The sequence below is a fragment of the Blastococcus sp. SYSU DS0753 genome, assembly GCF_054051175.1.
In genome coordinates this window covers 18,808-33,217 of sequence record NZ_JBJHAT010000031.1, presented here as the reverse complement: position 1 = coordinate 33,217, position 14,410 = coordinate 18,808, and the positions used below count along the sequence as shown (strand labels likewise).

15 protein-coding genes and 1 riboswitch are annotated in these 14,410 nt (G+C 75.1%); of the genes, 9 read left to right on the top strand and 6 right to left on the bottom strand.

Going from position 1 to position 14,410, the window contains the following annotated elements:
- The first annotated feature begins 125 nt into the window (after positions 1–125).
- The 3 genes from ACI799_RS18510 (at position 126) to ACI799_RS18500 (ending at position 2,662) form a co-directional block, all read left to right on the top strand.
- A complete protein-coding gene (locus ACI799_RS18510; protein WP_456613652.1) occupies positions 126–1,049 on the top strand; it encodes a DivIVA domain-containing protein in 924 nt (307 codons plus the stop codon).
- Between the two features lie 100 nt (positions 1,050–1,149).
- Complete coding sequence (locus ACI799_RS18505; protein ID WP_456590718.1) at positions 1,150–1,659, top strand: universal stress protein; 510 nt, start codon at positions 1,150–1,152, stop codon at positions 1,657–1,659.
- A gap of 82 nt (positions 1,660–1,741) precedes the next feature.
- Positions 1,742–2,662, top strand: coding sequence for an SMP-30/gluconolactonase/LRE family protein (locus ACI799_RS18500; RefSeq protein WP_456613651.1), 921 nt, complete (start codon positions 1,742–1,744; stop codon positions 2,660–2,662).
- A 9-nt stretch (positions 2,663–2,671) separates the two neighbouring features.
- Here the strand turns inward: ACI799_RS18500 and ACI799_RS18495 are convergent, their stop codons facing one another.
- Positions 2,672–3,325 carry a TetR/AcrR family transcriptional regulator gene (locus tag ACI799_RS18495; protein WP_456600332.1) on the bottom strand — a complete coding sequence of 218 codons (654 nt, stop codon included), beginning with the start codon at positions 3,323–3,325 and terminating at the stop codon, positions 2,672–2,674.
- A 138-nt stretch (positions 3,326–3,463) separates the two neighbouring features.
- On the opposite strand from ACI799_RS18495, the gene ACI799_RS18490 reads away from it, so the two are divergent.
- The 6 genes from ACI799_RS18490 (at position 3,464) to ACI799_RS18465 (ending at position 9,481) form a co-directional block, all read left to right on the top strand.
- Positions 3,464–4,951 (top strand): flavin-containing monooxygenase, encoded by a 1,488-nt coding sequence (locus ACI799_RS18490; protein ID WP_456590715.1) that lies wholly within the window; start codon positions 3,464–3,466, stop codon positions 4,949–4,951.
- On the top strand, positions 4,951–5,787 hold the full coding sequence (locus tag ACI799_RS18485; protein WP_456590714.1) for an SDR family NAD(P)-dependent oxidoreductase: 837 nt from the start codon (positions 4,951–4,953) through the stop codon (positions 5,785–5,787). The genes ACI799_RS18490 and ACI799_RS18485 overlap by 1 nt, the downstream gene beginning before the upstream one ends.
- 40 nt (positions 5,788–5,827) lie before the next feature.
- A complete protein-coding gene (locus ACI799_RS18480; protein WP_456613650.1) occupies positions 5,828–6,829 on the top strand; it encodes a GNAT family N-acetyltransferase in 1,002 nt (333 codons plus the stop codon).
- Between the two features lie 46 nt (positions 6,830–6,875).
- A complete protein-coding gene (locus ACI799_RS18475; protein ID WP_456613649.1) occupies positions 6,876–7,532 on the top strand; it encodes a class I SAM-dependent methyltransferase in 657 nt (218 codons plus the stop codon).
- Positions 7,533–7,649: 117 nt separating this feature from the next.
- Positions 7,650–7,776: riboswitch (cyclic di-AMP (ydaO/yuaA leader) on the top strand.
- Between the two features lie 210 nt (positions 7,777–7,986).
- A complete protein-coding gene (locus tag ACI799_RS18470; RefSeq protein ID WP_456613648.1) occupies positions 7,987–8,856 on the top strand; it encodes an aggregation-promoting factor C-terminal-like domain-containing protein in 870 nt (289 codons plus the stop codon).
- 241 nt (positions 8,857–9,097) lie between these two features.
- Positions 9,098–9,481, top strand: a complete 384-nt coding sequence (locus ACI799_RS18465) for a hypothetical protein (RefSeq protein ID WP_456590710.1) — start codon at positions 9,098–9,100, stop codon at positions 9,479–9,481.
- Between the two features lie 3 nt (positions 9,482–9,484).
- On the opposite strand, the gene ACI799_RS18460 is transcribed toward ACI799_RS18465, so the two are convergent.
- The 5 genes from ACI799_RS18460 to ACI799_RS18440 form a co-directional block, all read right to left on the bottom strand.
- Positions 9,485–10,216, bottom strand: coding sequence for a TSUP family transporter (locus ACI799_RS18460; protein WP_456613647.1), 732 nt, complete (start codon positions 10,214–10,216; stop codon positions 9,485–9,487).
- Between the two features lie 2 nt (positions 10,217–10,218).
- The gene (locus tag ACI799_RS18455) at positions 10,219–10,653 is read right to left on the bottom strand and encodes a hypothetical protein (protein WP_456590708.1); all 435 of its coding nucleotides are present in this window, start codon (positions 10,651–10,653) and stop codon (positions 10,219–10,221) included.
- Between the two features lie 102 nt (positions 10,654–10,755).
- A complete protein-coding gene (locus ACI799_RS18450) occupies positions 10,756–11,157 on the bottom strand; it encodes an STAS domain-containing protein (RefSeq protein ID WP_456590707.1) in 402 nt (133 codons plus the stop codon).
- Between the two features lie 46 nt (positions 11,158–11,203).
- Positions 11,204–12,619 carry a Re/Si-specific NAD(P)(+) transhydrogenase subunit beta gene (pntB, locus tag ACI799_RS18445; RefSeq protein WP_456590706.1) on the bottom strand — a complete coding sequence of 472 codons (1,416 nt, stop codon included), beginning with the start codon at positions 12,617–12,619 and terminating at the stop codon, positions 11,204–11,206.
- A complete protein-coding gene (locus ACI799_RS18440; protein ID WP_456598145.1) occupies positions 12,616–14,202 on the bottom strand; it encodes a Re/Si-specific NAD(P)(+) transhydrogenase subunit alpha in 1,587 nt (528 codons plus the stop codon). Before ACI799_RS18440 ends, pntB begins: the two co-directional genes overlap by 4 nt.
- Positions 14,203–14,410 lie beyond the last annotated feature (208 nt).

Sequence of the window (14,410 nt, the reverse complement as noted above, 5' to 3'; positions counted from 1 at the left end):
GCACGCCCTGCCGTGGCGCCACCGGGTTGCCCGCGACACGGGTCACGGAGCAATCACGGCCGCCCGCGCGCCGTGTGGCCCTCTGGCAGATTCCGCTTCACCTACTTCCCAGGGGGGCCATCCGGATGCTCCGGCGTGTCGAGTTCGTCGCCAACCGTGCCCAGGACGAGGGGGTGCCGCCGGACGGGAGCGCTCCGCGGCCCTCGCAGCCGGCGAGCGATCTGGAGGCCTTGCTGGACCACCGGCCCACCTTCCGGGGCTCCGTGCGTGGCTACGACCGGCTCCAGGTCGACAACTACGTCGCCTGGGCCGAGGGCGAGCTCGCCGCCGCGCACCGCGAGCGCGAGCACCTGCTGGACCGGGTCGTCGCCTGCGGCACCGAGCTGGAGATCTCCCGGCGGCTGCTCGCCGAGCAGCCGGTCGGTCGGGACCGTCCGGTGGTCAGCGCACGGGTGGGGGAGGTGCTGCGGCTGGCCGAGGACCAGGCGGCGCAGGTGCTGGACGCCGCCGAGGTCGAGGCGGCGCAGCTGCGGGCCGATGCCCGCCTGGAGGCCGACGCCCGGCTGCGCAAGGCGCACGAGATCAAGGAGCTGGCCATCGACGTCGCCGACCAGCTCCGCGTGAACGCGCAGCGGGACCGGGCCGAGGGTGCAGCCGTCCTGGAGAAGGCCCGCGCCGACGCCGAGGAGCTGCTGCGCGCCGCGGCGGCCGAGCGGGACCGGCTGGCCGCCGAGGCCGCGGCGGAGCGGGACCGGCTGGCCGCCGAGGCCGCGGCGGAGCGGGACCGGCTGGCCGCCGAGGCCGCGGCGGAGCGGGAGCGCGTCGCGGAGCAGGCCCGGCGCGACCGGGCCGCTGCCGAGGAGGCGGCCGGCGCCCGCCTGGCCGCGGTGCGCGTGGAGTTCGAGGACCTGTGCCGGCAGCGCGACCAGGCCCGGGAGTCGCTGCGGTGCCTGACGGACCGGATCGGCGCGGCCCTGCAGGCGGTCGGCGTCCCGCCGGCCGAGGAGCTGGCGCTGCTGGGCGCGCGGCGCGAGCCCGTCGCGGGCTGACGGCGCGGCGCGGCGGCGCCGGTGACGTGACCGGCCCCGCGTGATGAGAGGCTGACCCCCACGGTGATCGCACCGGCGCGCGCCAACAGGGAGGTCAGCGGTGGACGAGGTCCGTGAGGTCGTTCAGGTCGAGGGTGGCGTCGTCGTCGGGCACGACGGTTCCAAGTGTGCGCAGGAAGCGCTGCGGTGGGCCGGTCGGCTGGCCCACCGCGCCGACGTCGACCTGCACGTGGTGCGCGCCTGGTCGATGACGACCGCACCGCGGCCCGCGACCTGGGAGCCGGGCTACGTGCCGCCGCTGCCCGACTGGGAGCAGGCGGTGCACGACGAGCTCACCGCGCACGTGGCCGCGGCCGGTCTGGACCCCGCGGTGCGGGTCACCGGCCACGTCGTCCACCGCGCGCCGGTGCCCGGCCTGCTCGCCGCCGCCGAGGGGGCGGCCCTGCTGGTGGTCGGTGCGCGTGGCCGCGGTGGCTTCTCCGGGCTCCTGCTCGGCTCGGTCAGCGACCAGCTGGTCCACCACGCCGCCTGCCCGGTCACGGTGGTGCGCACCGGGGCCCAGGGGCGGGACTTCACCGCCGACGAGGTCGGCGCCGCCGTCGGGGAGTGACCCCGGCGGCCCGGGGCGGGCGTCGGGCAGACTGCCGCTGACCTGCGGACCCACCGCGGGCAGGCGGCGGGAGGAGACGCGCGTGCGCGACTTCGCGGGCACGACGGTGGTACCGGTCGGCGAGGGGCCGGAGGACGTGCTCGTCGACGCGGCCGGGCGGGTCTGCACCGGTCTGGCCGACGGCCGGGTCGTGCGCACGGCAGGCCCGGGCGCCCCGGTCGAGACGGTCGCCCGCGTGCCGGGCCGTCCGCTGGGCCTGGAGTTCCTCGGGGCGGACGAGCTGCTGGTGTGCGCGTCCGACGCCGGGCTGCTGGCGGTCTCGCTGGCCGACGGGGCGGTGCGGACGCTGGTCGACCGGGTGGCCGGCCGCCGGCTGGAGGCGGTGAACAACGCAGCCGTCGCCGCGGATGGCACGATCTACTTCACCGACTCCTCCCAGCGGTTCCGCATCCCGCAGTGGCGGGCGGACCTGGTCCGGCGGACCGCCAGCGGCCGGCTGTTCCGCCGCACCCCCGACGGCACCGTGACCGAGCTGCTCGGCGGGCTGGAGTTCGCGAACGGGGTCGCGCTCGCCGCGGACGAGTCCTGGGTGGCGGTCGCCGAGACCGGCGCGGCGCGGCTCCGGCGAGTGTGGCTGACCGGCGCCCGGGCCGGCGCGAGCGAGGTGTTCGTCGACGACCTCCCCGGCCACCCCGACAACATCGCGCTGGGATCCGACGGGCTGGTGTGGATCACCCTCCCCAGCCCGCGCGTCGCGGCGCTGGCCGCCATCCACCGGCTGCCCGCACCGCTGCGGGCGCTGCTGAGCGCGCTGCCGCCGGCTCTGCAACCCAGCCCCGGCCGGACGCTGGGGGTGCTCGCCGTCGACGAGCACGGGGCGACGGTGCACCGGTTCAGCGGGGAGATCCCCGGGTTCGAGATGCTCACCGGGGTGCGCGAGTCCGGCGGCACCCTGTGGTTCGGCAGCCTCACCGGCAGCACGGTGGCCACGGTCGCCGTCTGACGGCCGGGATCAGTCCGGCGCCGTCGTGCCGTAGACGGCGGGGAGCCAGATGCCGAGCAGGACCTCGACGACATCCTGCTCGGCGACAGCGGGGCCGTCCCCGCTGAAGGTGGCGTAGAGCACCCGCTCGTTCATCGAGGTCAGGGCGACGGCGAGGTCGCGCGCAGCCGGCCCCGGCGGCGCGGCGCCCCGCGCGCGCTCGGCGTCGATCGCCGCCGCCGAACGCTGCACCCAGCGCTCGAGCACCGCCGACCACAGCGCGCGCACCTCGTCGTTGGTGGAGCGGGCCTGCGCCCAGGCGACGGTGAGCGAACGGTGGGTCCGGAAGGTGTCGTAGTAGGCGCCGATCGCGCGTGCCCAGCCGTCCCGCGCCCCGGCCGCCGGGGTGTCGAACGCCCGGCGCATCGCCGTGTCGGCCTCGGCCACGACGCGATCGAGCAGCGAGAGCAGTACCGCGTCCTTCGACGAGAAGTAGAAGTAGAACGTCGGGCGGGAGATGCCGGCGCCGCGCGCGAGGTCGTCGACCGAGATGGCCGCCAACGGCCGTTCGGCGAGGAGGCGCTCGGCGGTGGCGAGGATCGCGAGCTCCCGGTCGTCGCCGGAGGGCCGGACTGGACGCCGTCCCCGCCCAGCGGCGGGCACATGACTCGCGGCAGCCGGCACGGAGCGGAGGATAGCCGCACGCGGCCCCGGCTCGACACCCCGTTGACTCGCTCGACACTGCGTCGATAGCGTCGGCGGGCCACCCGCGGCGCGGGGTGCGGCCGAACGGCCCGGCGGAGCGAACCGGAGAGTGCTGGCATGACCACCGAGCACGTGGACGTCCTGATCGTCGGCGCCGGGCTCTCCGGCGTCGGGGCCGCCTGCCACCTGGAACGGGAGCGGCCGGGGACCAGCTACGCGGTGCTGGAGTCGCGGGCGGCGCTGGGCGGGACCTGGGACCTGTTCCGCTACCCGGGCATCCGGTCGGACTCGGACATGTTCACCCTGGGCTACTCCTTCCGCCCGTGGCGGGAGCCCGAGTCGATCGCCGACGGGCCGACCATCCGCCGGTACATCGAGGAGACCGCCCGCGAGTACGGCGTCACGGAGAGGATCCGCTACCACCATCGCGTCGTGTCGGCGGAGTGGTCGAGCGCCGAGGCCCGCTGGGCGGTCACCGCCGAGCGCGCCGACACCGGCGAGACGGTCACCCTCACGTGCACGTGGCTGTCGGTCTGCTCCGGCTACTACCGCTACGACCAGGGGTTCCGGCCGGAGTTCCCGGGCGAGCAGCGCTTCCGGGGGCAGCTGCTCCACCCGCAGCACTGGCCCGAGGGCATCGACCTGACCGGCAAGCGGGTCGTCGTCGTCGGTAGCGGCGCCACCGCGGTCACGCTGGTGCCCAACCTGGCGGAGCAGGCCGAGCACGTGACCATGCTGCAGCGCACGCCCAGCTACGTCATGTCGCTGCCCGGCCGTGACCCGATCGCGCAGAAGCTGCGGGCGCGGCTGCCGGAGCGGGTGGCCTACTCGGTCGTGCGGTGGAAGAACGTGCTCACCAGCACCGCGCTCTACCAGCTCAGCCGGCGCCGGCCGGCCCTGGTCCGCTCGCTGATCCGTCGCATGACGCAGAAGCAGCTGCCGGGGGTCGACGTCGACACGCACTTCAACCCGCCCTACGACCCCTGGGACCAGCGGCTGTGCCTGGTGCCCGACGGAGACCTGTTCCGCGCCCTCCGCCGGGGCACGGCGTCCATCGTCACCGACCGGATCGCGACCTTCACCGAGGAGGGGATCGAGCTGACGTCGGGCGAGCACCTGGCGGCCGACGTCGTCGTCACCGCGACCGGCCTGAACCTGCTGCCGGTCGGCGGGATGCGGATCGTGGTCGACGGGGAGCCGGTCGAGCTGCCCGAGCGGGTGTCCTACAAGGGCATGATGCTCTCCGGCGTGCCCAACTTCGCCATGGTCATCGGGTACACGAACGCCTCGTGGACCCTCAAGGCCGACCTGGTCAACCGCTACGTCTGCCGCCTGCTGGACCACCTCGACGAGCACGGCTACGCGTCGGCCACGCCGGTCGCCCCGCCGGAGGGCGGGGGAGCGCCCTTCCTCGACCTCGCGGCGGGCTACGTCCAGCGCAGCCTCGCCGGCCTGCCGCAGCAGGGGCGCCGCACACCCTGGCGGCTGCACCAGAACTACCTGCGGGACGTCGCCATGATGCGCCGGGGCTCGCTGGAGGACGAGGGCATGACCTTCCAGCCGCGCGTGCCTGCAGCCGCCCACGCGGATCGGGTCGTGGCCTGATGGGGCCCTACGCCTTCGCGGGCGGGACGGCGGTCGTCACGGGCGCCGCCAGCGGGATCGGCGAGGCGCTGGCCGCGCAGCTGGCCGACCGGGGCAGCCACCTGGTGCTGCTGGACCGCGACGCCGACCGGCTGGCGGCGGTGGCCGGGCGGATCGCCGCCGACCACCCGGCCCTGCGGGTGGCGACGCACGTGGTCGACCTGGCCGACGACGAGGCGACAGCGCGGGTGGCCCGGACGCTGGTGGCCGAGCACCCCGAGACCACGCTGCTGGTCAACAACGCGGGGGTCGCCCTGGGCGGTCGCTTCGACCAGATCGGGCTGGCGGACTTCGAGTGGGTCCTGGCGGTGAACCTGCGCGCCGTCGTCCGCCTCACCCACATGCTGCTGCCCGTGCTGAAGACCCACCCCGGCGCCCACGTCGTCAACGTCTCCAGCGTCTTCGGCATCTTCGCCCCGGCCGGGCAGGTCGCGTACGCGACGAGCAAGTTCGCCGTCCGCGGGTTCAGCGAGGCGCTCCGCCACGAGCTCGCCGACGACGGCATCGGCGTCACGGTCGTCCACCCGGGTGGGATCCGGACGCGGATCGCCGAGAGCGCCCGCACCGGCGCGGGCGTCTCGGTGGAGGAGTACGAGAAGGGGCGGGCGCAGTTCACCAAGCTGCTGCGGATGCCGCCGGAGGACGCCGCCGCCCGCATCGTGGCGGCCGTCGAGCGCCGCCGCCCCCGGCTGCTGATCGGCTGGAGCGCCACGGTGCCCGACGTGCTGGTCCGCCTGCTGCCCGGCACCTACTGGCGGCTGATCGCTCGCCGGGCGACCGCGCGGCCGAGGGGCTGAGCGCCGGAAAAGGTATTGCCGGTGCCAGTAGAACGGGGACGTGACCGACCCCTCCTGCCGGATCGTCGAGCTCGGCCCCGACGACGACCTCTTCCCCTCCTGGTGCGAGGTGTGGGCCGCCTCCGGCCGGGCCGCCCGGCCGCAGGACCCGCCCCGGCCGGCGCAGGAGGACGTCGCGCTGGGGCGGGAGCTCGTCGCGCCCGGTGGCTCCCGGGACGGCACCCACCGGGCCGCCCTGGTGGACGGCGCGGTCGCCGGCGCGCTCCGGCTGATCCTCCCGCGCAAGGACAACCCGACGCTGGCGGTGGTGGACCTCGCGGTGCACCCGGCCTCCCGGCGCCGTGGCCTCGGGAGCGCGCTGCTGGCCGAGGCCCGGGTACTCGCTGCCGCGCACGGCCGCAACTCGCTGGTGAGCGAGGTGGACGAGCCCGGCGCCGGGGCGCCGGGCCGCGCCTTCGCCGAGCGGCACGGCTGGTCCTGCGACCTGGTGGAGACCCGCCGGGAACTGGTGCTGCCGGTCGACGAGGACCGGCTGGGGGCGCTCGAGGCCGCGGCCGGCGCCGGGTACGAGATCGTCACCTGGCGGGACCGCACCCCGGACGCGCTGCTGGCCGACCGGGCGCTGCTGGAGCGGCGCATGACCACCGACGCACCCCACGGCGATCTGCCGGTGGGGGAGGAGGAGTGGGACGGGGACCGGATCCGCGAGTACGAGCGGACCCACGTCGCCCGGGGCCGGACGGTGCTCAGCGCGGGCGCGGTGATCGGCGGCCGGCTGGTCGGCTTCACCGACCTGCAGATCCCGCTCGCCCAGCCGGCGCTCGCCCACCAGGGCGGCACGCTGGTGCTCCGTGAGCACCGGGGGCACCGGCTCGGCGCCCGGATGAAGGCGGCCGTGCTGCGGGAGCTGGCAGCGGGGGTCCCCGGCGTCCGGCGGATCAGCACCTACAACTCCGAGGGCAACACGCCCATGGTCGCGGTCAACGAGGCGCTGGGTTTCCGCCCCGCCGGCGCGCTGTCGTCCTGGTCGACCCGCCTCTGAGCCGGGCGGTCCCACCGCCGCCGGCCGCGTGCGGTTGACTGCCGGGGTGGACCGTTCCATCCCTGCGGAGTTCGTCCGCGCCCACACCCGGCCGGTCCGGCCGGACCTGGTGCCCGAGGTGGAGCTGCTGGTCGCCGCCGACGTCGTCGCCCTGTGGGAGGCGATGGAGACCGAGCACGGGCGCACCTCCACGGACCCGCCGTTCTGGGCCGCGGCCTGGCCGGGCGGCCAGGCGCTGGCCCGCCACGTGCTCGACCACCCCGGCCTGGTGGCCGGGCGCACCGTGCTGGACCTGGGGGCGGGCAGCGGCCTGGTCGCGGTCGCGGCGGTCCTGGCCGGCGCGACCGCGGTGCTCGCCAGCGACGTCGACCCGTTCGCGCTGACCGCGATCGCCGTCAACGCCGAACGGAACGGCACCCCGGGCATCACGCCCGCCGGCGACGTGCTCGGGGGCGAGCCGCCCGACGTCGCGGTCGTCCTCGCCGGCGACGTCTGCTACGACCGGGAGATGACCGACCGGGTGCTGCCCTTCCTCGAGGCGGCCCGGGCCGGCGGTGCCGAGGTGCTGATCGGTGATCCCGGGCGGGTGTACCTCCCCGAGGACCGGCTGGAAGCGCTGGCGGTCTACGACGTGCCCGACACCGAGCCGTCGCCCACCGGGCCGGTGCCGGTGCGCCGGACCACGGTCTGGCGGCTCCCCTGACGGTCACCTCCCGTTCCTTTTCCCGCCAGGGGATTGTCACGAACGGATAACGCTGGTTACCGTGGGTCCCGCCCGGCCGGTCGTTCTCTCCCCATCCGGGGGAGGTCCGCCGGGCGCCGCCGAGTCGCCCGCCGAGGGCGAGCCGGGGACCCACCGAAGTACTGGGGTGAATCGCGCGCCGGGGCACGTCCTGGCGCGGGTAGGGCCGCTTCCCGCCCGAATCCGTCAGCTAACCCGGTAGGCGGCACGACGGAAGAAACGGAGAGCCGCCGCATGGCGAGCCTGCGGGCCCACCTTGCACGGAACCGCAGCCGGTACGGAGCCTCGCGCGCGCCTTCCCCGCGCTGAGCGCCCGGGCGTACGCCCGACACCGCTGCCCCTCGACCATCCCCGCAGCAGTTCCCGCCGCCGTCGCCGGCCCTGCCGCCCCCTGCCCCTGGAGCAGTTCCTCCCCATGAACCTTCGCGCCACCTCGATCACCCGTGCTCTCCGCCCCACGACCGGGCGCCGTTCGACGAAGACGGTCCGCCGTTCCGCGCTGCTGCTCCTGGCGGTCGCCGCGGCAGGCGGCCTGCTGGCCAACGGCGTCGTCGCCGACGAGCCGGTCGCCCAGGCCGAGCCGGAGCTGGCCTCCGTCAGCGTCGCCGAGCAGCTCGGCATCACCGACGAGACCCCCGCGCCCGACGTGACGGTGGCCGCGGCCGACACCCTCGGCCAGCTGGCCGCGAGCCGCAGCGAGCGCGCGGCCGAGCAGGCCGCCGCAGCGGAGGCGCGGGCCGCGGCCGAGCAGGCCGAGCTGGACCGCCGTGCCGCCGAGGAGGCCGCCCGCCGCGCCGCCGAGGAGGAGGCCGCGCGCAAGGCCGCTGCCGAGGAGGCCGCCCGCAAGGCCGCTGCCGAGGAGGCCGCCCGCGTGCAGGCGGCCCGGGAGCAGGCCGCCCGCACCCCGGCGCCGGCCGCACCAGCCCCGGCCCCGGCCCCGGCCCCGGCTCCGGCTCCTGCCCGGAGCGCTCCCGCGCCGGCCGCCGCGGCCCCGGCCGGCTCCTTCCAGGAGTACGCGATGGGCAAGCTCGGCGGCTCGGGCAGCGAGTTCAGCTGCCTGGAGAGCCTGTGGGGCAAGGAGAGCGGGTGGAACCCGAACGCCCAGAACCCGCGGAGCACCGCCTACGGCATCGCGCAGTTCCTCGACTCCACCTGGGCCGGGACCGGCATCGCCAAGACCTCCGACGGCTACCGGCAGATCGACGCCGGCCTGATCTACATCAACAACCGCTACGGCTCCCCGTGCGGCGCGTGGTCGCACTCCCAGGCCACCGGCTGGTACTGAGCGGGCCTCTGCCCCCGCCCCTCGCCCGCGCGGGGCGGGACCCTGCGGCGAGGCCGTTCCAGCACGTCACCACGCTCGGGTGGTCTTCGGACGGGGGCGTCCCCGCTGAGGCATTGGAGGCTTTACCTGCGTCGTCGGCCCCGAGGACGCAGGTAGAGCTTCCAATGCCCGGGGTCGGCTCAGCGCAGCCGAGCCTCGGCTCCAGGCCTAAGGTCGGTGCAGCGTGCACGGAGGGGGAGCGATGACCGAGGCCGACGACGCCGACCGGACCACCCCGCAGAGCGGGATCGTCGGGCGGTCGATCGACGAGTTCGTGAACCAGTTGCGGTTCTTCTCCGACCGCGCCCGCAACCTCGCCGGGAATGCGACGTCCCGCCTCCCGCTGCCGGCCCTGCCCAGCCCGCCCGGGGCGATGTCGGCGGCCCAGCTGCGCGCCGTCAAGGAGATGGTGACCGCGCAGCGCACCTCGATCGCCGCCATGCGCGCTCAGCTCGACGCGTTCGACCAGCAGCTCGCCGTCTTCGAGCGGATCCTCGACCCCCTGGTCGAGTGGAGCACGACCTGGGCGCGGCTGGAGGAGGCCGTCGGCGACATCGTGCGCCGGGAGCCGCCCGTCGAGCAGTGACGGTCAGCCCGCCAGCGACCTGACGAGCAGCACCGCGCCGGAGAGCAGGCACAGCACCAGGGCGGCGCGGCGCATGGCCGGCAGGGCCAGCCGCCGGCGCAGGGGTCCGGCGAGGAGGAAGCCGGTCAGCACGAACGGCACCAGCCCCGCACCGGTGAGCAGCCCGCCCCCGTCGAGCTCGCCGCCGGCGACCAGCACGCCGAGGGACAGCAGCGTCGTCCCGACGAAGAACACCGACAGGTTCGCCCGCTGGGCGGCCGGGGTGGGCGCGCGGTAGGTGACCACCAGGGGCGGTCCGGGCGTCGCCGCGACAGTCGAGAGCGTCCCGGAGGCGAAGCCGGCGACGGTGAGCGCGCGCCGCCCGCCCGGCAACCGCACCCCGGCGAGCGACGCGCCACAGGCGAGCAGCACGACGACAGCAACCGTTATCCCCAACAACCGGCCGTCGATGACCTGCACCAGCCCCAAGCCGACGACAACGCCGGGGGCCGAGGCGAGCATCGCACCGCGGAGGTTGTCGAACTCCAGTGCGGACCGTTCGCGCCACACCACCGGCAGCAGCGCGGTCAGCGTGCCCACCAGCAGCGGGCCGGGCACGAGAGCGGGCTGCACCAGCAGCACCAGCGGTCCGGCGAGGAGGCCGAAGCCCATGCCGGTCGCCGTCTGGACGACGGACGCCACCAGCACCGCCAGGCCGCACGCCAGGAGTGCGAGCGGGTCGGTGGCCAGCTCCACGCTCAGTAGCCGTCGTCCTCGTCCTCCGGCGGACGACGACGGAGCAGGCCGGTGACCGAACCCACCCGGCTCTGCGCCTGGCGCAGCCCGTGGACCAGGGGCATGAGGTCGTCGTGGATCCGGCGCAGCGTCTCGGGCACGGTGTCGACGGCGGGGTCGTCGAGCACGCGACCGACCCGCTCGATGCCGGGGCGCAGCGCCCGCACCGGCTCCTCCAACTCCTCGAGCAGGCTCTCCAGGCGTTCGGTGATCCGCTGCGCGGAGGCGATCGTCTCCCGGGCGGACGTGGTGGCGGCGGTCAGCTCGCGGACCGTGCCGTTGAGGTCGGCCAGCGTCCGGGGGAGCTGGGAGAGCGCCTCGGTCTGGGCCTGCAGCAGCGCGAGCAGCTCGCCGAACCCGGGGATGCGGGGCATGCCGAGACCGCGGAAGGGATCCACCTGGCAACCGTCGGCGACCGGTGCCGCGGGCGCAACCCGGCGACCGGGCGTAGCGCCGGCGACCGGCCGCGCCGGGCGGTGGGGACCCTTGCGCGCGGTCGATCAGGCGGCGTCGGTGAACGCGACGCGCGCCCACCGGTCGAGCGCCAGCAGCTGCCAGGCCCGCTGGACGAGCGGAGGCGCGTCGCGCAGCTCCACCCGGACTCCGGCGTCGGCCAGGGACCGGGCCCAGCGGGCGATCGCCCGGCAGCCGGCCACGTCGGCGAACCGGAGCCCGGAAAGATCCAGGGTGCAGGCGTCGCCCTCGATCGGGACGGCCCCCAGGATCCCCGCCAGCCGCTCCGCGCAGGCGACGTCGAGGTCCCCGACCAGCGCAATCCCGTACCGGTCGACGTAGGCGCGGAAGGCCGGCGGCGCGGACGGTGCGCTGAGCTGCGCCGCCGGGCGCACGTGGTCGCACCCCCGCGGCGACGCGCCCTCGCTCAGCGGAACGTGCGCGTGCATGTGCACAGCGTAGGCGCTTCGGGGGCGGCGGGCCAGGCCGAACGGCTCACAGCGCCTTGAGGATCGCCTCCACCTGCTCCCGGGCGTCGCCGAAGAGCATCCGGCTGTTGTCCCGGAAGAACAGCGGGTTCTGCACGCCGGCGTAGCCCGTGTTCATGGACCGCTTGAACACGACCACGTGCTCGGCCTCCCACACCCGCAGCACGGGCATGCCGGCGATCGGGCTGGTGGGGTCGTCGGTGGCGGCCGGGTTGACGGTGTCGTTGGCGCCGATGACCAGCACCACCGAGGTGTCGGCGAGGTCGTCGTTGATCTCGTCCATCTCCAGGACGACGTCGTAGGGCACCTTGGCCTCGGCCAGGAGCACGTTCATGTGCCCGGGCAGGCGCCCGGCCACCGGGTGGATGCCGAAGCGCACGTCGACGTCCTGCGCACGCAGCTTGCGGGTCAGCTCGGCGACGGCGCTCTGCGCCTGGGCGACCGCCATGCCGTAGCCCGGGGTGATGACCACCGACTTCGCGTTCCGCAGGAGCTCTGCGGTCTCCTCGGCCGAGATCTCGGTGTGCTCGCCGTAGTCCACGTCGGAGGCGGCCGCCGCGCCCTCGTTGCCGAACCCGCCCGCGATGACCGAGAGGAACGAGCGGTTCATCGCCTTGCACATGATGTAGGAGAGGTAGGCGCCGGAGGAGCCGACCAGGGCGCCGGTGATGATCAGCAGGTCGTTGCCCAGCAGGAAGCCCGATGCGGCAGCGGCCCAGCCGGAGTAGCTGTTGAGCATCGAGACGACGACGGGCATGTCACCGCCGCCGATCGAGGCCACCAGATGCCAGCCCAGCGCCAGGGCGAGGACCGTCACGACCGACAGCACGAGCAGGTTCGGCTCGACCACGAAGACGACGGTCAGGACGGCGAACAGCGCCAGTGCGCCGAGGTTCAGCCAGTTGCGCCCCGGGAGCATCAGCGGGTTGCTCTTCATGCGCGCGGAGAGCTTGAGGAAGGCGACGATCGAGCCGGTGAAGGTCACCGCGCCGATGAAGACCCCGACCACGACCTCGCCGGAGTGGATGCCGGCCTCGGCCCCGGTGAGCAGGGGGCCACCGTCCTGCGGCTCGACGCCCTCGACCGACAGGTAGCCGTTCCAGCCGACGAGGACTGCGGCCAGGCCGACGAAGCTGTGCAGCAGCGCGATGAGCTCCGGCATGCCGGTCATCTCGACCTTGCGGGCCCGCCACAGACCGATCGCGGCACCGATCGCCACGGCGACGACGAGCAGGGTGAGCCCGACGGCCGAGATGTCCTGCGTGGCCACGCCGATGGTGGCCGCCAGGGCGATCGCCATGCCGGCGATGCCGTAGGCGTTGCCCGCCTTGGCGGTCTCGTGCCGCGACAGCCCGGCCAGGCTCAGGATGAACAGCAGGGCGGCGACGATGTAGGCCGCGGCCGCGGCGCTGGTGGCGGTCATCGCGCGGCCGGGAGGGTGGTGCGGGCCGGAGCGCCCGTGCCGCGGGAGAACATCCCCAGCATCCGGCGGGTGACGGCGAAGCCGCCGAAGACGTTGATGCTGGCCACCAGGGTGGCGATGAAGGCGAGCGCCAGGACGACGCCGTCGCCGCTGCTCAGCTGCAGCAGTGCGCCGACCACGATGATCCCCGAGATCGCGTTGGTCACCGACATCAGCGGGGTGTGCAGGGCGTGGTGCACGGCCCCGATGACGTAGAAGCCGACGACGACGGAGAGCGCGAACACCGTGAAGTGCCCCACCAGCTCGTCGGGGGAGTAGGCGGCCACCAGGAACAGCAACGCCGCGGCCAGTCCCACGAGGGCGAACCGCCGCGCCGGCGCGGGCGTCTTCTGCGGCACGCTCGGCGCCCCTGCGGTGGCGCCGGCCGGGGGAGCGGGCGGAGGTGGTGGTGCCGCGGAGACCTGCACCGGTGGCGGGGGCCAGGTCTTCTCGCCCGCGCGCACGACGGTGATCGCCCGCTGCACGACGTCGTCGAAGTCCAGGACGAGGTGCCCGTCCTTGGCCGGGGTCAGCAGCTTCAGCAGGTTGACCAGGTTGGTGCCGTACAGCTGGGAGGCCTGCGCGGGGAGCCGGGCGGGCAGGTCGGTGTACCCGATGATCGTGACCCCGTTCTCGGTCACGACCACCTCGTCGGGCACGGAGCCGGCCACGTTGCCGCCCTGTGCCGCGGCCATGTCCACGATCACCGAGCCCGAGCGCATGGCGGCGACCATCTCCTCGGTGATCAGCCGCGGGGCGGGCCGGCCGGGGATCAGGGCGGTGGTGATGACGATGTCGACGTCCTTCGCCTGCTCGGCGTACATCTGCGCCGCCCGCCGGTTGAAGTCCTCCCCCATCTCCCGGGCGTAGCCGTCGGCGCTGACCTCCTGCTCCCCCGCGGGGACGGCGACGTACTCACCACCCAGGGAGCGCACCTGCTCGGCCACCTCCGGGCGGACGTCGGTGGCCCGCACGATCGCGCCCAGGCTGGACGCGGTGCCGATCGCGGCCAGCCCGGCCACACCCGCGCCGGCGACCAGCACCTTGGCCGGGGGGACCTTGCCCGCCGCGGTCACCTGGCCGGTGAAGAACCGGCCGAACACGTTGGCCGCCTCGACGACCGCCCGGTACCCGGCGATGTTGGCCATCGAGGACAGCACGTCCATCGACTGGGCCCGGGAGATCCGGGGCACGGCGTCCATGGCCAGCGCCGTGATCGGGCGGGCGGCGAGCGCGTCCACCAGGTCGGGGTTCAGCGCGGGGGCCAGCAGGCTGATCAGCGTCGCGCCGTCGGCCAGCCGCCCGATCTCGCTCAGCGAGGGGGCGTTCACGCGCAGCACGACCTCCGCACCCCAGGCCTCGGTTCCCGAGCCGACCCGCGCACCGGCCTCCGCGTACGCCTCGTCCGGGAAGCTGGCGGCCGCCCCGGCGCCGGTCTCGACCACGACCTCGTAGCCCAGCCGCACCAGCTGCGTGACCGTCGCCGGGGTCGCCGCCACCCGGGTCTCGCGGGGCCGCGTCTCGCGCGGGACTCCGATCTGCATCGTGGCGCTCCATTCCTCGGTGGGCAGGCCTCGTCGCCTGCTCGCCAGTGCTGGGGTCGTGCGCGGTGCTCGGTTGGTTGGACGGATCTTGCCTGCTGACGCAGGGTCGCGGTGCCCGGCTCCGTGAGTGTGAGGCACGGCACGTCCGCAGCCCGGCCGCGCGGTGACCGACCGTGTGTCCCTCCCCCCGACGGGGGGCTACGCCCCG